The sequence below is a fragment of the Castellaniella daejeonensis genome (assembly GCF_039523555.1).
GTDB lineage: Bacteria > Pseudomonadota > Gammaproteobacteria > Burkholderiales > Burkholderiaceae_B > Castellaniella > Castellaniella daejeonensis.
The window spans coordinates 340,333-359,343 of record NZ_BAAAFN010000015.1; the positions used below are offsets into that span (position 1 = coordinate 340,333).

Sequence of the window (19,011 nt, forward strand, 5' to 3'; positions counted from 1 at the left end):
TTCGCCGGAATTACATTTTTTCCATGGATCGAACGACAACGAGGTGAATCGCCATGGAATTACTGACGGATAGGCCGGGAGACGAGGGATTGCCGGGCCGTGAGCGCGTCGCCGTCATGGCGGCGCTGATGACCGCCACCGTGATGGTGGTGTTCGATGGCACGGTGATCAACATCGCCTTGCCGAAGATGGCGGACGCACTGCAGGTTTCGCCGGACGTGGCCATCTGGTTCGCCAACGGGTACCTGTTGGCCGTGGCCATGCTGCTGGCCACTTTTGCGGCGCTCGCCAGCCGCATCGGATTCCGGCCCCTGTTCCTGTCCGGCCTGGCGCTGTTCACACTGGCGTCGGCCGCGTGCGCGCTGGCGCCCGACGCCCATGCGCTGATTGCCCTGCGGGTGTTGCAGGGCGCGGGCGGCGCCGCCGTGGTGAGCATCGGGCCCGCCATCCTGCGGTTCGCGTTTCCCAGCCGCCTGCTGGGGCGGATCCTGGGCCTCAATGCCCTGTTGATCGCCGCCAGCACCGCCATCGCACCGATCGTGGGCGGCGCACTGCTCGATGCCTGGGGCTGGCAGTGGCTGTTTGCCCTGAATGTCGTGCCCGGCGCAATGGCGCTGGCGATTGCCCTGAAGGCAATCCCCGCAGGTCCTGCGATCGTGCGCAAGCCGTTCGACATTCCAGGCGCCGTACTGTCTGCCGTACTGGTGGGGGCGCTGATCATGGCGGCCGACCGGGTGATGAAGCCCGGGGATGGCTGGTATGCCCTGGCGGCCCTGCTGGCCGGGGCGGGGTTTGTGTGGCGCCTGCGCCGTGCGGAACAGCCCCTGCTGCCGCCCGCCATCTTTGCGTCGCCCCGGTTCTCGTTCGCGGCGCTGACTTCGATGGCGGCGTTCGTGGGGCAGAGCATGACCTTCGTGGCGCTGCCGTTTCTTTTCCAGAATGTGTATGGCTATGGCGCATCTGAAACGGCGCTGCTGCTCATGCCGTGGCCGGTTGGCATCGTGCTGATCGCGCCCCACGCAGGGCGGTGGGCCGACCGGATGTCACCAGCGATGATCTCGACCGTTGGCCTGTCCGTGCTGTTGGCGGGCCAGATATCCCTGGCCTGCCTGCCGGCGCAGCCACAGGTCTGGGATATTGCCGCCCGCTGCCTCCTGTGCGGGATCGGCTTCGGCTGCTTCCAGAGCCCCAACAACCGTGAAATGCTGTCGAACGTATCGCGCGAGCACAGCGGCTATGCCTCGGGGGTGCTGGCCATCATGCGCACATTCGGCCAATGCCTGGGGGCGGCGCTGGCTATCGTGCTGAGCCTGGGGCGCATGCGCGGGACACCGCGCCGTCTGGCGCCCTCGGGCGAGACTGTGTGATCGGGGGCGGTGGGGGTGCTCAGACGCCCCGCTTCTGCTGGGCATGGTCACTGCTGAAAAACAGGGCGATTCCCGCAACGCCCATGACAAACGTGAAAGAAACCGCCAGGAAGATCAGCTGCCCGCCATCAATCTGGCCGCTGCCGAACATCAGGAAAGGCATGATTCTCATCCTCTCCAGCCGGGGCACGCACTTGCAATGTGACTGCAACCCTTGCCCGGGAGAACGCATAAGCTGGACCTGCTGGCCAGGTTGATACTTGATTGACGGCGGATAATCCGGAGACGAAAAAAAGGCCTGCCGAAAAAACGGCAAGCCTTTGATTCCACTGCAAATTCTATGGTGGCCCGGGGCGGAATCGAACCACCGACACAAGGATTTTCAATCCTCTGCTCTACCGACTGAGCTACCGGGCCAAGACGCAGAATCATACATGAAAATTTGATCCTGTGCAGAAACCGACGCTGGAACGCGACGGTCGTCGTTCCCTGGCCGGCCAGGGCGCCTTATAATACAGTCCATCTTCATGTGCAACTCCTTCTTGCGGGCATGTCCGTCGACGTCCTGACCTTTGGCTTGAACCACGTTTCCGCGCCGGTTTCCGTGCGGGAACGCGTGTCGTTTCCGCTCGATCTGGTCAAGCCCGCGCTGGCGGCCTTGCGGTCCGCCTTCGGCAACGGCGTGCGCGAAGCCGCCATCCTGTCCACCTGTAATCGCACGGAAATCTACTGTGCGGCCGATTCCGGCGTCGCGCCGGAACTGCCCGGCTGGCTGGCGGAATTCAACCGCCTGGAAACCGGCTTGCTGGTGCCCCACCTGTACCAGTACCAGCAGAACGACGCCGTGCGCCATGCCTTCCGCGTGGCCAGCGGCCTGGATTCCATGGTGCTGGGCGAGCCGCAGATCCTGGGCCAGATGAAAGACGCCGTGCGCGCGGCCGAGCAGGCCGGCACGCTCGGCACGCTGCTGCACCAGTTGTTCCAGCGCACCTTTTCCGTCGCCAAGGAAGTCCGCTCGCAGACGGCCATCGGCGCGCATTCCGTGTCCATGGCCGCCGCCGCCGTGCGCCTCACCGAGCGCGTGCTGGGCGACCTGTCCTGTAGCAACGTACTGTTCATCGGCGCGGGCGAGATGATCGAGCTCTGTGCCACGCACTTCGCCGCGGTGCGGCCGCGCCAGATCGCGGTGGCCAACCGCACCCTGGAACGCGCCGAAACCCTGGCGGCCCAGTTCGACGCCCGCACGCTCAAGCTGTCGGCCCTGCCGGATCATCTTGCCGAATTCGACGTGGTCGTTTCCTGTACGGCCTCGTCCCTGCCCATCCTCGGCCTGGGGATGGTGGAAAGGGCTGCGCGCGCGCGGCGCCATCGCCCCATGGTGATGGTCGACCTCGCGGTGCCGCGCGATATCGAACCCGAAGTCGGCCGCCTGGCCGACGTCTACCTGTACACGGTCGACGACCTGGGCCGCATGGTGCAATCGGGCACCGATGCGCGCCGTGCCGCCGTGGTCCAGGCCGAAGCCATCATCGAGGCGCGGGTGCGGCACTTCATGCACTGGCTCAGCAACCGCGAGATCGTGCCGGCCATCATCGACTACCAGCAAAGCGCCGATGCCCTGCGCCTGGCCGAGCTGGACCGCGCCCGGCGGCAGCTGGCACGCGGCGAAGACCCCGAAGCCGTGCTCGAACTCCTGGCGCACAGCCTGACGCACAAGTACATGCACGGTCCGCTGGCCGCCCTGAACCGCAGCGAAGGCGCCGAACGCGATCAGTTGCTGGCATTGCTGCCCCGCCTGTTGCCCGAATCCGGCGCCCGCCGCCGGTAGCGGCGATTTCCCCCTCTTCGTGCCGATCCGGCTCCGTGCGAGCCGGGTCCTGGCTTCCTTGTGATTTCCCGGAACCTCCCTTCATGAAAAGCTCGATGCTCAGCCGCCTGGAACAGCTCAGCCACCGATTGGCCGAGATCGATGCCCTGCTGGCCGAGCCGGACAGCGCCGACGATATGGAACGCTTCCGCAAATGGACGCGCGAACGCGCCGAACTGGAACCCGTGGTGCAGGCGTTCGATTCCTGGCAGCGGGCGTGCGACGACCGGGATGCGGCGCGGGACATGCTGTCCGACCCCGACATGAAGGCGCTGGCCGAGGAAGAGCTGTCGGGCGCCGATGCCCGCATCGAGGCGCTCGAGGGCGAATTGCAGATCCTGCTGCTGCCGAAGAACCCGGATGACGACCGCAGCGTCTTTCTGGAAATCCGCGCCGGCACGGGGGGCGACGAAAGCGCCCTGTTCGCGGGCGATCTGCTGCGCATGTACACCCGCTATGCGGAAACCCGCGGCTGGCGGGTGGAACTGATGTCCGAGAGCGCATCCGAGCTGGGCGGCTACAAGGAAGTCATCGCCCACATCGAGGGCGATGGCGTCTACGGCAGGCTGAAGTTCGAATCGGGCGCCCATCGCGTGCAGCGCGTGCCCGAGACAGAGTCCCAGGGCCGGGTGCATACCTCGGCCTGCACGGTCGCGGTGATGCCCGAGGCCGATCCCCAGGCCGACATCCGGATCGACCCCAACGACCTGCGCATCGATACCTTCCGTGCCAGCGGGGCCGGCGGACAGCACATCAACAAGACCGATTCGGCGGTGCGCATCACCCACTTGCCGACCGGCCTGGTGGTGGAATGCCAGGACGACCGTTCGCAGCACCGCAACAAGGACAAGGCCATGCAGGTGCTGGCCGCGCGCCTGAAGGACCGCCAGCAGCAGGAGGCCCATGCCCGCGAGGCTGCCCAGCGCAAGAGCCTGGTGGGTTCCGGCGACCGGTCGGAACGCATCCGCACCTACAACTTTCCCCAGGGGCGCGTCACCGATCACCGCATCAATCTGACGCTGTACAAATTGGCGCAGGTGATGGACGGCGATCTGGACGAGCTGACCGGTGCGCTGCTTGCCGAGCATCAGGCTGAGCAGCTCGCCGCCCTGGCGCTGGAATGAGCCTGACACTGCGCGAATCCCTGGCGGCCAGCCCCCTGCCGCGCCTGGAAGCCCGCATGCTGTGGCAGCGCGTGCTGGGCGTGTCGCGTGCCTGGCTGATCGCGCATGACGCCGACCCCCTGGATCCGGCCCGGGTCGCCGCCTATCGGGCGCTGGAATCCCGGCGGGTGGCGGGCGAGCCCATCGCCTATATCCTGGGACAGCGGGAATTCTACGGGCGTGACTTCGAGGTCACGCCGGCTGTGCTGATTCCGCGCCCGGACACCGAACTGCTGGTCGAGTGCGGCCTGCGGGCCATCCGGGACGTGTCCGGACCCCATGTGCTCGATCTGGGCACAGGCAGCGGCATCGTGGCCGTGACGCTGGCGCTGGAACGTCCCGATGCGCGGGTGCGGGCCACCGACATCAGTCCCGAGGCCCTGGACGTGGCACGGAAGAACGCACGCGCCTTGGGGGCAAAACTATTGTTTTCACACGGGAATTGGTACGATACCGAGTTGGATTCGGTGCGTTTCGATCTGATCGTCTCGAATCCGCCATACATCGACGCGCAGGACGCGCATCTGGGGCGGGGCGATCTGCGTTTCGAGCCCCCCGGAGCCCTTACCGACGGGGCCGATGGCCTGCAGGCCCTGCGCGAGATCGTGCAGGGCGCTCCAGATCATCTGTCGCCGGGTGGAACCCTGTGCGTGGAACATGGCTGGGATCAGGCGCAGGCTGTCCGGTCCCTGTTTTTGTGCCGGGGGTTCGTCGATGTCGCCAGCGAACGGGACCTGTCCGGCATCGAACGCGTTACCCGGGGCCGAGTCCCGGCCTGATCTTTTTCTCCGCCAGGCTGCTCCAAGGCGCGGCGTGGGGGATTTATTAAGCGAGACCACCATGAGCGAAGCAGTTCAATCCGAAGTCCAGAACTTCATCCGTGAAACCGTCACCGGCCATCCGGTCGTCCTTTTCATGAAGGGCACGGCCCAGTTCCCGCAATGCGGCTTTTCCGGACGCGCCATCCAGATCCTGAAGGAAACCGGCGTCACCAAGCTGGTCACCGTCAATGTGCTCGAAGACCCCGAAGTCCGCCAGGGCATCAAGGACTACGCCAATTGGCCGACGATTCCCCAGCTCTACGTCAAGGGCGAATTCATCGGCGGCACCGACATCATGAACGAAATGCATCAGAACGGCGAGCTGACCCAATTGCTGAAGGACGCCGGGGCGATCGAGTGACTCCCCCCCGGCGGCTTGTCGTCGGCATCAGCGGTGCGACTGGCGTCCGGTACGCCACCCGCCTGCTCGAACTCGCACGGGCGCACGGCGGGGTGGAAACCCATCTCGTCATGTCGCCTTCGGGGGTGCTGAACATCCGCCACGAACTCGGCCTGGATCGCCAGGCGGTGCGGGCCCTGGCCGATCATGTCCATAGCCATCGCGACGTGGGCTCCGTACTGGCCAGCGGCAGTTTCCGTACGGCCGGCATGGTGGTGGCGCCCTGCTCGATGCGGACACTGGCGGCCGTGGCGCACGGGCTGTCGGATAATCTCATCACACGGGCGGCCGACGTCACCCTCAAGGAACGCCGGCGGCTGGTGCTGATGGTGCGGGAAACACCCCTGAACCTGGCGCACCTGCGCAACATGACCGCGGTGACCGAGATGGGGGGCGTGATCTTCCCGCCGCTGCCTGCGTTCTACCTGCGCCCGGCCACGCTGGACGATCTGATCGATCACACCGTGTGCCGCGTGCTGGAGCTTTTCGATATCCATGTGCCCGGGCCCAGTTGGGAAGGTCTCGACGACCCGGGTATCCACCCGCAGGAGGCGGGGGGCGCCTGAGGCGCCGCCGCTGCCTGTTTCACGGAACTCGCGCATGATCAAAAAGGTTCCTGTGTCCCAATTGTGCGTCGGCATGTATGTGCATGACCTGGGCGGCTCTTTCCTGGACCATTCCTTCTGGCGTTCGCGTTTCCTGATCCAGAACGAGCGCAAGCTGCGCCGCCTGCAGGAATCGAGGCTCGAATGGGTGCTGATCGATACCGATCGGGGGATCGACGTGCCTGCCGGCGGTCCGGACACGGGTGCCGCACCCGCCGCGCGGCCTGTCCCGGCCGAAGAATCTGCGCCGCCTTCCGCCAGGGCCGCCGCGCCGGCGCCCGAGCGTAGCTCGCCGGAACAGCAGGCCTTCGACGACGCAAAGGACATCATCGAGGGGTCGCGCGAACAGGTCCTGCAGCTTTTCGCCGATGCCGAACTGGAAGGCAAGCTCGACCTGCGGCAGATCGAGGGCCTGGTCCAGGACATGGCCGACTCGATCGACGGCCATCCGGATGCGCTCACCAGCCTGGCTCGCATCAAGCGAGCCGATCAGTATCTGTACGCGCATTCCGTGGCCGTGGCCGCGCTGATGACTTCACTGGCACGAACCCTGGACCTGTCCGAGGACCAGGTGCGCCTGGCCGGCATGTCCGGCCTGCTGCACGACATCGGCAAGATCCGCGATCCCGACGAAGCGCCCGGCAAGCTCGGCCGCCCGGTCGTGCCGCCCCAGGAAGTGCTGCGCAAGCATCCCCTCAGCGGCGCCGAAGTCCTGCGCCAGGATCCGGGCGTACCGCCCGAGGTCATCGACGTCTGCCTGCACCACCACGAGCGCGTCGACGGCAAGGGCTTCCCCGACGGCCTGGCCGGCGATGGCATCAGCCTGCTGGCCCGGATGGCGGCCGTCTGCAACTACTACGACGAAGTCACCTCGACGCGGCCCTTCAAGAAGGGCTGGGATCCGGCTTTCGCGCTGTACAAGATGATGCGGTCCGAAGGGCAGTTCGACATGGACGTGCTGGGTGCGTTCGTGCGCACGGTGGGGCGCTATCCGCTGGGTTCCATCATCAGCCTGACACAGGGCGAACTGGGCCTGGTGGTGGCGCAGAATCCCGATGCGCCGGAGCTGCCCGTGGTCAAGATCTTCTATTCGATCCGCTGGAGCCATGCCATTCCGGAACGCCGGGTGAACCTGGCCGAACCCGACTGCCCCAGCCGCATCCTGCCGGTGGCCGCGCCGGTGGACTGGGCCCAGTCGGGCCTGCCCGTGCCGCCTATCGTGTAGGTGCGGCGGACCGCGTCCGCAGGCCGATCAGCGCCGCCAGGACGATGCCCGCCGCCGCGAAGGCGGCGGTGGCGGTCCAGGTCCATTGCCAGTCGCCGCCCGCGCGGTTGACCACCCAGGCCACGAAGGGCGGCCCGGCGAACTGGCCCAGGGACGAACATTGCTGCATCCAGCCGATGGTCGTGGAGGCGGTCTGCGGCGTGGGCGCCAGGGTCAGTCCCAGCACGAACAGGGTGGCCGGCACCAGGCCGCCCACCATCGAAAACACCAGCACGGCCACGAACTGCGCCGGGGCTGGCAGGCCGGCGCCAAAGGCGGCGTAGGCGCACAGGATCATGGTGGCCAGGCCCGTGATCAACAGCTGCCAGCCCGCCACGCCGCGGTGCAGCAGGCGGCCGGCGGACAGGTTGCCGATCGCGTTCGCGCCCGCGACGATGGCCGTCAGCAGGCCTGCCGTGGTGCCGCTGATGCCCTGGGCGGCATAGATCGTCGGCAGGAAGCCGATCACCGCCATCCATTGGCCCGCGTACACGCCGAAGATCAGGGCAACCAGCCAGACGTTCGCCGATCCCAGGGTCGTGCGCGCCAGTTGTCCCAGGGAATCGCGGGGCTGGCCGGGATCCGTGGCCGGATCGGGCGGTACCAGGCGAGCCGTGAGCAGCAGGCAGCACAGGGTCAGCACCGACAGCAGCGACCACAGCAGCTGCCAGGTTCCCATGCTCAGGATCCAGGATCCCGCCAGCAGGATGATCACGGTGCCCAGCGGCATGTAGCTGCCCCACAGGCCCATGATGCGGCTCAGCCGCTCCGGCGGCACGAGTCGGCGGATCAGCGCGGGGATCGGCATCGCCACCATCAGGACGCCGCAGCCTTCGGCGGCGCGGAACAGCAGCACCAGCAGGCTGGAATCCAGCCAGGCGCCCAGCATCGAGGCCGCGGCCAGCACGGCCAGGCCGGTCAGCACGCAGCGGCGCAGGCCGATGCGTTCGGCCGCCAGGGCGATCGGCAGGCCGAGCAGCAGCCCGCCGAACTGCACGGCCGACAGCAGGAACCCGGATTCCACCAGGCTGAGCCGGAATTCGGCCTGCAGCTGGGGCAGGGCCGGCGGGACTTTCCAGATATGCAGCGCGGCGCACATGCCGACCAGCACCAGGAACAGGGCGGCGCGGACGGCGGCTTGCGGCTCGGGGGCACGGGATTCCAGGGCTGTGTGCGGCATGGCGGGCGTCAGGGGGAGGCAGTCTTGCGGGGCAGCCAGCGCCAGAACATCCAGGCGGCGATGAAGCCCAGGGCGCCGATGGCGGTGATGCCGCCGGCCAGCGATACGGCGGCGGTGATGGCGGACATCAGCAATGGTCCGCCGCCCCCGCCCAGGTCGGTGAGCAGCCGCCAGATGCCCAGGAACCGGGTGCGGTCCGAGGGCGGCGAGGCGTCGGCGCCGATGGTCATGATGATGCCCGAGCCGATGCCGTTGCCCACGCCCAGCACCATGCTGACCGCCAGCAGGCTGGCGAATCCCGTGGCCCAGGGGATGGCGACCAGGCTGGCGCCCATGATCAGCATGCAGGGCAGGGCGACCCAGAGGCGTCCGCGCAGGTCCATGATGCGTCCGGCCGGGTAGAACAGCAGCATGTCCACGCCGCCCATGATGCCGTAGATCAGGGCGGTCGCGGTGGCGTCCAGGCCGATCTGGTCGGCCCAGAGCGGGATGACGATCTGTCGGCAGGACCGGATCGCCGAGACCAGGCCCGTGGCGACTCCCAGCGTGAGGAAGACACCTGCGTGCGCACGCGCCAGGTTCGCCAGGGACAGCGGCGGAGCGTTGCGGTTCGCTGCCCGGTCCCGGGGTTCCAGGTCCGGGATGCTGAAGGCCAGGATGCCCGTGCCCAGGAAGGCCAGCACGGCGGCCCAGTAGGCCCCGGGCAGGCCCAGCATGTGGATGAAGGCGGCGGCCATGAAGGGCCCGGCGAACAGCCCCACGCGCATGGTGCCCCCCAGGGTGGACATGGCGCGTGCGCGCATGTAGGGCGGGACGGCTTCGATCAGGTAGGTCTGGCGCGCCAGCAGGAAGACGGAGCTGGCCAGGCCGATCATCAGGACGCCCAGGCCGAAGACCCAGGGCGTGCGTGCGAGCAGGCACAGGGCCAGGGCGGCCAGGCTGAAGACGGCTGCGCCGACCATGGCACGGCGCTCGCCGTAGCGGTTGGCCAGCGCGGCGGCGGGCAGGTTGGCCATCATCGAGCCGATGCCGATCAGCGCCACGATCAGGCCGGCCTGCGCCGAACTGGCACCCAGGTCGCGGGCGCTCAGCGCCAGGACCGGATAGATCGCACCTTCTCCGAGGCCGAAGAGCAGGGAAGGACCGAATGCCGGCAGGGCAATCCGGGCCAGGCTGAAAGAATCGGAAGAAGGAGGCACGCCAGGGTCGCGATGACCAAATCGGCATTGTCGCACATGGACAGCGGAAATGCCTGGAAAGGGGCCGGCTAGGTGGGTTCCCCTATTGCTGTCATGGAAATTGGCAGATTCAATCGGGAAAAACTCTAGGCGTTATTACTGATTGCGGAGAGCTTCAGATTTCATGCATCATGCACGCGCTCTCGACCGTTTACAAAACGGCACACTTGACCGGTTTACCAACCAACTTAGGGGCTCTCTCTCATGCAACGTCGTTCCTTCCTCAAGAAGGCTGCCCTAGGCGCGGCCGCTGGTGGCGCTACCCTGGCCGCTCCCGCCTTTGCCCAGGAATCGCCTGCCATCTCCTGGCGCCTGGCTTCCAGTTTTCCCCGTAGTGCCGACGCCATCTACTCCGGCGGCGAAAACGTCGCCAAGTACGTGTCCGAAGCGACTGGCGGCAAATTCCAGATCCGTGCCTTCCCGGGCGGCGAAATCCTGCCCGCTCTGGGCGTGCTCGATGGCGTGCAGAACGGCACGGTCGAATGCGGCCATACCGCGTCCTACTACTATTTCGGCAAGGACCCGGCCCTGTGCTTCGACGGCGCCGTCCCCTTCGGCCTGAATACCCGCCAGTACAACGCCTGGGTGCGCCATGCCGGCGGCCTGCAGGTGCTGCGCGAACTGTTCGCCAAGTACAACATCGTGAACTTCCCCTGCGGCTACACCGGCACCCAGATGGGCGGCTGGTTCCGCAAGGAAGTCAAGAGCGTCGAAGACCTCAAGGGCCTGAAGTTCCGTACCGCGGCATTCGCCGGTGCGGTGCTGATGAAGCTCGGCGTGGTGCCGCAGCAGATCGCCGGCGGCGACATCTACCCGTCCCTGGAAAAGGGCACCATCGATGCGGCCGAATGGATCGGGCCCTACGATGACGAGAAGCTCGGCTTCCACCGCGTGGCGCCGTACTACTACTTCCCCGGCTGGTGGGAAGGCACGCTGCAGGTGTCCCTGTACGTGAACAAGGACAAGTACGAAGCCCTGCCCAAGCATTACCAGGCCGTGCTCGACCAGGCCTCCGCCCTGGCGACCAACACCATGATCGCCACCTACGACGCGGAAAACCCGAACGCCCTCAAGCGCCTGATCGCCGAAGGCGCCAAGCTGCGTGCCTTCCCGAAGCCCGTCATGGACGCCTGCTACAAGGCCGCCCAGGAAACCTACGCGGAACTGTCCGCCAAGGATGCCGGCTTCAAGAAGATCCACGACGCCTACATGGGCTTCCGCGACCATGAAATCCCGTGGTTCCGCATCGCCGAAGGCAGCTTCGACCAATACATGGCCACCGCGGCCAAGTAATCGAAGCCTCGTGCCGGCCTGCTTTTGACGGCCGTCCATGACCGGTTCGCGCGCCAGCCCCCCTCGTGGGGGCTTGCGCGTGTCCGGGCGTAACTCATTTTTCATCGGCTCTCACCATGAATGCACTTCTCGCCCTGTCGCGAGCGATCGACGCTGTCAATCGCCGCGTGGGCCGGGCCGTGACCTGGTTGATCCTGCTCGCGGTACTCGTCAGCGCCACCAACGCGACGATCCGCAAGCTGTTCAACGTCAGTTCCAATGCCTGGCTCGAATTGCAGTGGTATCTGTTCGGCGCCATTTTCCTGCTGGCTTCCGGCTATACCCTGCTCAAGAACGAACACGTCCGCGTCGACGTCCTGGCCTCGCGCTTTTCCCGGCGCACCCAACTCTGGATCGAGATCATCGGCGTCCTGTTCTTCCTGCTGCCCGCCTGCGGGCTCATCATGTGGCTGTCCTGGCCGTTCTTCATGGATGCCTTCGTCAACAACGAACAGTCCTCGAACGCGGGCGGCCTGATCCGCTGGCCGGCCAAGCTGCTGATTCCCATCGGCTTCGCGATGCTGGTCGCCGCCGGTATTTCGCATCTGATCAAGAGCGTCGGCTGCCTGCTCGGCCGCTGCCCCGATCCCCGCGACGTGCATACGGGCAAGTCCGCCGAGGAACTGCTCGCCGAGGAAATCGCCCGCGAGGCGCAACAGCGCGAGGCTGCCTCGCATGAGGGGCACTGACCATGGAAGCATTGTTTCTGGCTTATATGGCGCCGATCATGTTCGGCATGCTGGTGGTGTTGTTGCTGCTGGGTTTCCCGGTGGCCTTTTCGCTGGCTGCCAACGGCATCCTGTTCGGCCTGATCGGGATCGACCTGGGCCTGCTGTCTCCGGCCTTGTTCCAGGCCCTGCCGCAGCGTGTGTTCGGCGTGATGGGCAACGAGTCCCTGCTGGCGGTTCCGTTCTTCACCTTCATGGGTCTGATCCTGGAACGCTCCGGCATGGCCGAGGACCTGCTGGAGACCGTCGGCCAGCTTTTCGGCCCGCTGCGCGGCGGCCTGGCGATCGCGGTCGTCCTGGTGGGCGCGATGCTGGCGGCGACCACCGGCGTGGTGTCCGCCTCGGTGATCTCGATGGGTCTGATCTCGCTGCCCATCATGCTGCGTTACGGCTATGATCGCCGTCTCGCAACCGGCGTGATCGCGGCGTCCGGGACGTTGTCGCAGATCATCCCGCCCTCGCTGGTGCTGATCGTGCTGGCCGACCAGTTGGGCCGTTCCATCGGCGACATGTACAAGGGTGCCTTCCTGCCGGGCTTCGCCCTGACGGGGCTGTACATCCTGTACGTCGTCGTGATGGCCCTGTTCCGGCCCAAGATGGCGCCTGCCATCCCGCCAGAGGCCCGCACGTTCGTCGAACCCAATGGCGGCCATGGCATCCCCTCGCTGCTGGTGCTGATGGCCCTGTCCGTCGGCGCGTCGTTCGTGGGTGTGGAGTTCCTGCTGGAAGATGGCGCGCACGTGGACGAGCTGATCGTCACCAGCATCCTGATCTGGGGTGCCGCGGCGTTCGTCATGGCCGGGCTCAACAAGGTCCTGAGGCTGGGGCTGCTGTCGCAGATCGCCGAACGCGTCACCTTCGTCATGATCCCGCCGCTGGCCCTGATCTTCCTGGTGCTGGGCACGATCTTCATCGGCGTGGCCACGCCCACCGAAGGCGGCGCCATGGGCGCGGTCGGCGCCCTGGTGATGGCCATCATCAAGCGCCGGTTGAACTTCAGTCTGCTGCGCCAGGCCATGGACACCACCACGACCCTGACCTGCTTCGTGGTGTTCATCCTGATCGGCTCGTCGGTGTTCAGCCTGACCTTCCGCGGCGTGAACGGCGACCTGTGGGTCGAGCACCTGCTCACCGGCCTGCCGGGCGGGGAAATGGGCTTCCTGGTCGTGGTCAGCATCCTGACCTTCTGCCTGGCCTTCTTCCTGGACTTCTTCGAGCTGGCCTTCATCATCGTGCCGCTGATCGGGCCGGTGGCCGACAAGATGGGCATCGACCTGATCTGGCTGGGCGTTCTGCTGGCAGTGAACATGCAGACATCCTTCATGCACCCGCCGTTCGGCTTCGCGCTGTTCTACCTGCGGTCGGTGGCGCCCAAGGAAGACTACCAGGACCGGATCACCGGCGAGACCATCGCCAAGGTCACCACCGGTCAGATCTACTGGGGCTCGATTCCCTTCATCGTGATCCAGATCGCCATGGTGGTCCTGGTGCTGCTGTACCCGGGCATGGTCACCCACTACAAGGCCGACCGTCCTCAGGTCAACATCGAGGACGTCAAGCTCGACATGGGCAACTTCGGCGGCTATGGCGCCGGGGCCGATGGCCAGACGCCGAGCACGTCGGATCAGGACTACAACAATATGTTCAAGTAGGAAGGACCCATGGCCGGCACGCCCAGGCGGCGCCGGCCATGCGCATCACCGAAAGACCCGGCATGCCGGGTCTTTTTTTGCCGCCGGGCCGCCCCAAGGCAAAAAGCGCCCCCCTCGGGGGGCAGCAAGCCGAAGGCGCAGCGTGGGGGCTTTTTTTGCGGCGATTGGCGGCAGCCGGCCTGGGAAGGCTGGCCCTGGATGCTCCGGATCAGGCCGGGTTGCCGGTGGCGGCGGATCGCCGCCGGGCGCGCACCACGTCCAGCCAGGCTTCGAACGGCATGGGGCGAGCCAGCAGGTAGCCCTGCAGGGCGTGGCAATCGTGTTCGAACAGGAAGCGGGACTGGGCTTCTGTTTCCACGCCTTCTGCGACCACGCGCAGGTTGAGCTGGTCCGCCATGGCCAGGATCAGCTGGACGATGGCGATGCTGTCGCTGTCATTGGGGATGTCCTGGACGAGGCTCTTGTCGATCTTCAGCTCGTACAGCGGCAGGCGCTTCAGGTACGCCAGATTGGAATAGCCGGTGCCGAAGTCGTCGATGGAAAAGCGGATGCCCAGCCGCGACAGCGCCTGCATGCGCCGGGCGACCGCCTGCACGTCCTGGATCAGCACGCCTTCGGTGATTTCGAAGATCAGCCGATTGCCCGGGACGCCCTTGCTTTCCAGGATGTCGCGGACGTATTCGGGGAACTGCGGTTCCATCAGCCGCCGCGGGCTGACGTTCAGGGACAGGGGATAGGTCTCGCCTTCTTCCTGCAGGGCCAGCAGGGCATCGCAGGCGAACTGCAGGGACCAGGCGCTCAGCAGGCTGATCAGGCCGGTTTCTTCGGCAACGGGGATGAACAGGGCGGGCGATACCGCGCCCCGGCTGGGGTGGGTCCAGCGAGCCAGCAGCTCGCCGCCCGTGACGCGCCCGTCGTGGCCGAACTGCGGCTGTACGTGCAGGGTGAGTTGCGGCGTGCCGATCGCCTGCAGCAGGTCGTGTTCCAGCCAGAGCCTCTGCTCGACCTCGGATTGCAGGCCCTGCTCGTAGAACGTGGCCTGGTTGCCGCCCTGCTGCTTGGCGCGGTGGGTGGCCATGTCGGCCTCGCGCATCACGGTGTCGGTGGTCTGGCTGTCGGCGTGGATCAGGGTCAGGCCGATGCTGGCGGTGACATAGGCCGGTTTGCCGTGGATGGAAAACGCGCTGTTGCAGATGGCGAGCCGCGTCTTTTCGGCCACGTGCATGGCGTTGCGGGCGGCGTCGCTGATCTGGGTGCCCAGGCCGTCGAGCAGCACGATGAATTCGTCGGCGCTGACGCGCGACACCAGATCGCGGTCGCGCACGCTGGTCCGCAGGCGGTCGGCGGTGCCGCACAGGACCTGGTCCCCGGTCTCGTGCCCGTACATGTCGTTGATCCGCTTGAAGCCGTCCAGGTTGATCAGCAGCAGGGCGCCGATGGGCCGGCCCTGGCGGACCGATTCCAGCATCTGCGCCAGGTGGGCCAGTGCCGTGCGCCGGTTGGGCAGGCCGGTCAGCGCGTCGTAGACGGCCAGGTGGTGGGCGGCCTGTTCGGCGCGCAGGCGTTCGGTGATGTCGGTGGCGACCGTGCAGATGGCTTCCAGTGCGCCATCCGGGCCGCGCATGGGGGCCTTGATCGTGAGGAATGTGCGGGGCTCGCCTTGGGGCGGCCGGATGGTGATCTGGGATACGCTGCGTTCCTGGGAGTCGATGACGGCCTGGTCGCTGCGCCGGATGCTGGCCAGCGAATCGGCGTCGGTCAGGGCCTCGTCGTCGCGCAGGCCGATGAGCTTGCCCTGGCCCATCCCCAGGAATTCTTCCTGCTTGCGGTTGGCGAAGGTGTAGCGGAAGTCCAGGTCCTTGATGCCGACGGCGGCGTCGATGGCTTCCAGGATGGCACCCTGGCGGCGTTCGGCGCGCCGCAGGCGCCGCCGCTGGCGACCCAGCTGGATGCGCAGCAGCAGCGCCAGGGCCAGGGTCAGGACCAGAAGCCCGCCCAGGCCGGCGATGATCCAGTTTCCGTAGCGGTTCAGCAGGGCCTGGGGTCGGGGCATGCGCCAGCTGTCCAGCGTACGGTAATAGAACGAGCCGGGATTGGCCTGCCAGGCGCTGAGGTGGCGGTCGATGGCTGCCAGAACCTCGGGGTGTCGGCCTTGCGGTGTGGCGAAGTAGGCCTGGGTGGGTTGGAACACGATGGGCGTGGCGACCAGGTTGTATTGCTGTGCAAGCAGCTCGCCGACATAGAAATCGGCTGCCACGGCATCGTCCAGGCGGGCCTGCACCCGCTGGAATCCGGCCTCCAGGGTCTGGACGGCATCGGTGCGGACGTCGATCTGCAGGCCCGAGAATGTGGTCTGCAGGTATTCCTGCTGGGTCGAGCCCGACAGCACCGCGATCGAGCGGTTCTTCAGGTGCTCGATCGAGCGCAGGCCGTGGTCCGGCCGCGCATAGACCTGGGACCAGCTGTGCAGCGCCGGGACGTGGTGCAGGCCGAACGCCTGGGCCCGTTCCGGGGTGTAGTAGACGTCGGGCAGCAGGTCGATCGTGCCCTGGGCGAGCTGCTGCATGCATTGTTCCCAGGTGCAGGCCTGGGTCCGGATTTCCCAGCCTTCCTGGCGGGCGATCTCGTTCAGCAGTTCGCCCAGGATGCCGGCCGGCCGGCCGTCCCGGGCGATGTAGACATCGGGCTTCTGATCGTAGATGCCGACTTCCAGGGTCAGGGCACGCGCGATGGGCACATGCATGCCCAGGCACAGCGCCAGGGCAGGCAGAAGGATGCCGCGGTACGGGCGATCGCGAGAAGCCATAAGGTTCGGTCCGGTCTCCGGGTTTCCGGATGGCCGGCGCGCGGTCCCTGGATAGCGGGAGAGTGCCCGGCGCGCCCTGCCATAGGGCCAAAAGAAACCATCATAGTGCCCCGGGAGATGCGGCAAAGTGTTGCATAGCCCGTAGGATTGTCATCAGTTATCCGGATTGTAAACAATGCCGGGGCGGCGCCGGAGGGCGCATGTCGGGGCATCGCCGGAGGCGGGCGTCGTACAATGCCCGCACGCAATCCCATTCCAATGCATTCCCCCAAAAGGTGGATCATGTCACAGCGATTCCTTGCGGATGCGCGCGCCCGGATCGGGCAGCTGCGCGAAGACGGTTTCTACAAGTCCGAACGCGTCATTGCAAGCCAGCAGTCCGCGCGCGTGCGGCTGGCAGACGGCTCCGATGTCCTGAACTTCTGTGCCAACAACTACCTGGGCCTGGCCAATGATCCCCGCCTGATCCAGGCGGCCGCCCAGGGTCTGGCCGCCGACGGTTTCGGCCTGGCGTCGGTGCGTTTCATCTGCGGCACCCAGACCGGGCACAAGGCCCTGGAATCCGAACTGGCCCGCTGGCTGGGGATGGGAGACGCCATCCTGTATTCCAGCTGTTTCGATGCCAACGGCGGGTTGTTCGAAGCCTTGCTGGACGAGCAGGATGCCATCGTCAGCGACGCACTGAATCATGCCAGCATCATCGACGGCATCCGCCTGTGCAAGGCGCGCCGCTACCGCTACGCCAACAACGACATGAACGACCTGCGCGCGCAGCTGCAGGCGGCCCGGGATGGCGGAGCGCGGCACATCATGATCGCCACCGACGGCGTGTTTTCCATGGACGGCATCATCGCCGACCTGGCGGCGATCTGCGACCTGGCCGACGAGTTCGACGCGCTGGTGATGGTGGATGATTCCCATGCCGTGGGCTTCATGGGCGCCGGCGGACGCGGCACGCCCGAGCACTGCGGCGTGGCGGGGCGGGTCCACATCCTGACCGGAACGCTGGGCAAGGCGCTGGGCGGTGCCTCGGGCGGCTATGTCGCGGCCGATCCCGCGATCGTCGACCTGCTGCGCCAGCGTTCGCGCCCCTACCTGTTTTCCAATACGCTGGCCCCGGCCATCGTGTCGGCGTCCCGGCGGGTGCTCGAACTGCTCCAGGATACCGAAGGTGCTGAACTGCGCGCCCGCGTGCATCGCAACGGCGCGCATTTCCGGCGCGGGATGCAGGCCTTGGGTTTCGACCTGGTGCCCGGCGAGCACCCGATCATCCCGGTGATGCTGGGCGATGCCGCCCTGGCCGGACGCATGGCCGATGCCCTGCTGGACCAGGGCATCTATGTGATCGGCTTTTCCTATCCGGTAGTGCCCAAGGGCCGGGCCCGCATCCGCACCCAGATGAGCGCGGCCCATGCGCCCGAGGACATCGAACGGGCCGTCCAGGCCTTTGCCCGCGTCGGGCGCGACCTGGGCGTCATTGCCTGACGGACCCCTTTCGGAGATTTTCATGAGAGCCTTGGCCAAAGTGCAGCCCGCCGCCGGATTGGAACTGGTGGATGTCCCCAAGCCCGTCATCGGGCACAACGACTTGCTGATCCGCATCCGGAAGACCGCCATCTGCGGTACCGACATCCACATCTGGAAATGGGACGACTGGGCCGCGCGCACGATTCCCGTGCCCATGCACGTCGGCCACGAATACGTGGGCGAGGTCGTGGAAATCGGCCAGGAAGTCCAGGGCTTCCAGATCGGCGACCGCGTCTCCGGCGAAGGCCACATCACCTGCGGCCACTGCCGCAACTGCCGCGCCGGGCGCCGGCACCTGTGCCGCAACACCCAGGGCGTGGGCGTCAACCGCCCCGGCGCCTTCGCGGACTACCTGGTGATTCCGGCCTTCAACGCCTTTCGCATCCCGGACGACGTGTCCGACGACCTGGCCGCGATCTTCGATCCCTACGGCAACGCCACCCATACGGCGCTGGCCTTCGATCTGGTGGGCGAGGACGTGCTGATCACGGGCGCCGGCCCCATCGGGGCCATGGCAGCGGCGGTCGCCCGCCACGTGGGCGCACGCAATGTCGTCATCACCGACGTCAACGACTACCGCCTGGACCTGGCCGCCCGCATGGGCGCCAGCCGCACGGTGAACGTGGCCCGCGAGGATTTGCGCGACGTGATGCACGAGCTCGGCATGACTGAAGGCTTCGACGTGGGCCTGGAAATGTCGGGTGTGCCCAGCGCCTTTTCCTCGATGCTGGATCAGATGAACCACGGCGGCAAGATCGCCATGCTGGGCATCCTGCCCGACGGCGTGGGCGTCGACTGGAGCCAGGTGATCTTCAAGGGCCTGGAGATCAAGGGGATCTATGGCCGCCAGATGTTCGAGACCTGGTACAAGATGGTCGCCATGCTGCAGAGCGGCCTGGACCTGTCGCCCATCCTGACGCACCGCTACCCGGTGGCGGACTTCCGCCAGGGCTTCGAGGCGATGCTGTCCGGCCAGAGCGGCAAAGTCATCCTGGATTGGATGAGCCAGGACGCTGAATAGTCCTGAGGACTATTCAGCGCCTGGCGAATCCGAGCCGCTT

16 protein-coding genes and 1 tRNA gene are annotated in these 19,011 nt (G+C 66.6%); 12 read left to right on the forward strand and 5 right to left on the reverse strand.

Annotated elements, in window-relative coordinates:
- The first annotated feature begins 53 nt into the window (after positions 1 to 53).
- Positions 54 to 1,367: an MFS transporter gene (locus tag ABD022_RS11295; protein ID WP_343821371.1), complete on the forward strand. Its 1,314-nt coding sequence runs from the start codon at positions 54 to 56 to the stop codon at positions 1,365 to 1,367.
- Positions 1,368 to 1,386: 19 nt separating this feature from the next.
- Here the strand turns inward: ABD022_RS11295 and ABD022_RS11300 are convergent, their stop codons facing one another.
- Positions 1,387 to 1,530 (reverse strand): hypothetical protein, encoded by a 144-nt coding sequence (locus ABD022_RS11300; protein WP_325124389.1) that lies wholly within the window; start codon positions 1,528 to 1,530, stop codon positions 1,387 to 1,389.
- Between the two features lie 178 nt (positions 1,531 to 1,708).
- Positions 1,709 to 1,784: transfer RNA gene (locus ABD022_RS11305), tRNA-Phe, on the reverse strand.
- Positions 1,785 to 1,917: 133 nt separating this feature from the next.
- On the opposite strand from ABD022_RS11305, the gene hemA reads away from it, so the two are divergent.
- The 6 genes from hemA (at position 1,918) to ABD022_RS11335 (ending at position 7,448) form a co-directional block, all read left to right on the forward strand.
- Positions 1,918 to 3,195, forward strand: coding sequence for a glutamyl-tRNA reductase (gene hemA / locus ABD022_RS11310; RefSeq protein WP_325124388.1), 1,278 nt, complete (start codon positions 1,918 to 1,920; stop codon positions 3,193 to 3,195).
- A gap of 83 nt (positions 3,196 to 3,278) precedes the next feature.
- The gene (prfA, locus tag ABD022_RS11315) at positions 3,279 to 4,358 is read left to right on the forward strand and encodes a peptide chain release factor 1 (RefSeq protein ID WP_325124387.1); all 1,080 of its coding nucleotides are present in this window, start codon (positions 3,279 to 3,281) and stop codon (positions 4,356 to 4,358) included.
- Positions 4,359 to 4,360: 2 nt separating this feature from the next.
- Positions 4,361 to 5,176: a peptide chain release factor N(5)-glutamine methyltransferase gene (gene prmC, locus ABD022_RS11320; RefSeq protein ID WP_414647413.1), complete on the forward strand. Its 816-nt coding sequence runs from the start codon at positions 4,361 to 4,363 to the stop codon at positions 5,174 to 5,176.
- Positions 5,177 to 5,237: 61 nt separating this feature from the next.
- Positions 5,238 to 5,579 (forward strand): Grx4 family monothiol glutaredoxin, encoded by a 342-nt coding sequence (gene grxD, locus ABD022_RS11325; protein ID WP_325124385.1) that lies wholly within the window; start codon positions 5,238 to 5,240, stop codon positions 5,577 to 5,579.
- The gene (locus tag ABD022_RS11330; RefSeq protein ID WP_325124384.1) at positions 5,576 to 6,184 is read left to right on the forward strand and encodes a UbiX family flavin prenyltransferase; all 609 of its coding nucleotides are present in this window, start codon (positions 5,576 to 5,578) and stop codon (positions 6,182 to 6,184) included. Before grxD ends, ABD022_RS11330 begins: the two co-directional genes overlap by 4 nt.
- Before the next feature lie 34 nt (positions 6,185 to 6,218).
- Positions 6,219 to 7,448 (forward strand): HD-GYP domain-containing protein, encoded by a 1,230-nt coding sequence (locus ABD022_RS11335; protein WP_325124383.1) that lies wholly within the window; start codon positions 6,219 to 6,221, stop codon positions 7,446 to 7,448.
- Here ABD022_RS11335 and ABD022_RS11340 read toward each other — a convergent pair.
- Positions 7,438 to 8,667 (reverse strand): MFS transporter, encoded by a 1,230-nt coding sequence (locus ABD022_RS11340; RefSeq protein WP_343821376.1) that lies wholly within the window; start codon positions 8,665 to 8,667, stop codon positions 7,438 to 7,440. The two genes, ABD022_RS11335 and ABD022_RS11340, sit on opposite strands and share 11 nt — an antisense overlap.
- A gap of 8 nt (positions 8,668 to 8,675) precedes the next feature.
- On the reverse strand, positions 8,676 to 9,866 hold the full coding sequence (locus ABD022_RS11345; RefSeq protein WP_343821378.1) for an MFS transporter: 1,191 nt from the start codon (positions 9,864 to 9,866) through the stop codon (positions 8,676 to 8,678).
- 243 nt (positions 9,867 to 10,109) lie between these two features.
- Here ABD022_RS11345 and ABD022_RS11350 point away from each other — a divergent pair, with 243 nt between their 5' ends.
- The 3 genes from ABD022_RS11350 to ABD022_RS11360 all read left to right on the forward strand — a co-directional run bounded on the left by ABD022_RS11350 (position 10,110) and on the right by ABD022_RS11360 (position 13,617).
- Positions 10,110 to 11,198 carry a TRAP transporter substrate-binding protein gene (locus ABD022_RS11350; RefSeq protein ID WP_325124380.1) on the forward strand — a complete coding sequence of 363 codons (1,089 nt, stop codon included), beginning with the start codon at positions 10,110 to 10,112 and terminating at the stop codon, positions 11,196 to 11,198.
- A gap of 116 nt (positions 11,199 to 11,314) precedes the next feature.
- Complete coding sequence (locus ABD022_RS11355; protein ID WP_325124379.1) at positions 11,315 to 11,926, forward strand: TRAP transporter small permease subunit; 612 nt, start codon at positions 11,315 to 11,317, stop codon at positions 11,924 to 11,926.
- A gap of 2 nt (positions 11,927 to 11,928) precedes the next feature.
- The gene (locus ABD022_RS11360; RefSeq protein WP_343821381.1) at positions 11,929 to 13,617 is read left to right on the forward strand and encodes a TRAP transporter large permease; all 1,689 of its coding nucleotides are present in this window, start codon (positions 11,929 to 11,931) and stop codon (positions 13,615 to 13,617) included.
- A 208-nt stretch (positions 13,618 to 13,825) separates the two neighbouring features.
- Here the strand turns inward: ABD022_RS11360 and ABD022_RS11365 are convergent, their stop codons facing one another.
- Positions 13,826 to 16,423, reverse strand: coding sequence for an EAL domain-containing protein (locus tag ABD022_RS11365; RefSeq protein WP_325124377.1), 2,598 nt, complete (start codon positions 16,421 to 16,423; stop codon positions 13,826 to 13,828).
- A 282-nt stretch (positions 16,424 to 16,705) separates the two neighbouring features.
- Here ABD022_RS11365 and ABD022_RS11370 point away from each other — a divergent pair, with 282 nt between their 5' ends.
- Together ABD022_RS11370 and tdh are read left to right on the forward strand one after the other, a co-directional pair.
- Positions 16,706 to 17,908 carry a glycine C-acetyltransferase gene (locus tag ABD022_RS11370; RefSeq protein ID WP_325124376.1) on the forward strand — a complete coding sequence of 401 codons (1,203 nt, stop codon included), beginning with the start codon at positions 16,706 to 16,708 and terminating at the stop codon, positions 17,906 to 17,908.
- Positions 17,909 to 17,930: 22 nt separating this feature from the next.
- Positions 17,931 to 18,971: an L-threonine 3-dehydrogenase gene (tdh, locus tag ABD022_RS11375; RefSeq protein WP_325124375.1), complete on the forward strand. Its 1,041-nt coding sequence runs from the start codon at positions 17,931 to 17,933 to the stop codon at positions 18,969 to 18,971.
- The last annotated feature ends 40 nt before the right edge of the window (positions 18,972 to 19,011 follow it).

Coding starts and splice junctions, on each gene's coding strand:
- ABD022_RS11340 (WP_343821376.1), bottom strand. CDS start 8,667: ATGCCGCACACAGCCCTGGAATCCCGTGCCCCCGAGCCGCAAGCCGCC.
- ABD022_RS11295 (WP_343821371.1), top strand. CDS start 54: ATGGAATTACTGACGGATAGGCCGGGAGACGAGGGATTGCCGGGCCGT.
- ABD022_RS11300 (WP_325124389.1), bottom strand. CDS start 1,530: ATGCCTTTCCTGATGTTCGGCAGCGGCCAGATTGATGGCGGGCAGCTG.
- ABD022_RS11365 (WP_325124377.1), bottom strand. CDS start 16,423: ATGGCTTCTCGCGATCGCCCGTACCGCGGCATCCTTCTGCCTGCCCTG.
- ABD022_RS11355 (WP_325124379.1), top strand. CDS start 11,315: ATGAATGCACTTCTCGCCCTGTCGCGAGCGATCGACGCTGTCAATCGC.
- tdh (WP_325124375.1), top strand. CDS start 17,931: ATGAGAGCCTTGGCCAAAGTGCAGCCCGCCGCCGGATTGGAACTGGTG.
- hemA (WP_325124388.1), top strand. CDS start 1,918: ATGTCCGTCGACGTCCTGACCTTTGGCTTGAACCACGTTTCCGCGCCG.
- prfA (WP_325124387.1), top strand. CDS start 3,279: ATGAAAAGCTCGATGCTCAGCCGCCTGGAACAGCTCAGCCACCGATTG.
- ABD022_RS11370 (WP_325124376.1), top strand. CDS start 16,706: ATGTCACAGCGATTCCTTGCGGATGCGCGCGCCCGGATCGGGCAGCTG.
- ABD022_RS11335 (WP_325124383.1), top strand. CDS start 6,219: ATGATCAAAAAGGTTCCTGTGTCCCAATTGTGCGTCGGCATGTATGTG.
- ABD022_RS11360 (WP_343821381.1), top strand. CDS start 11,929: ATGGAAGCATTGTTTCTGGCTTATATGGCGCCGATCATGTTCGGCATG.
- grxD (WP_325124385.1), top strand. CDS start 5,238: ATGAGCGAAGCAGTTCAATCCGAAGTCCAGAACTTCATCCGTGAAACC.
- ABD022_RS11350 (WP_325124380.1), top strand. CDS start 10,110: ATGCAACGTCGTTCCTTCCTCAAGAAGGCTGCCCTAGGCGCGGCCGCT.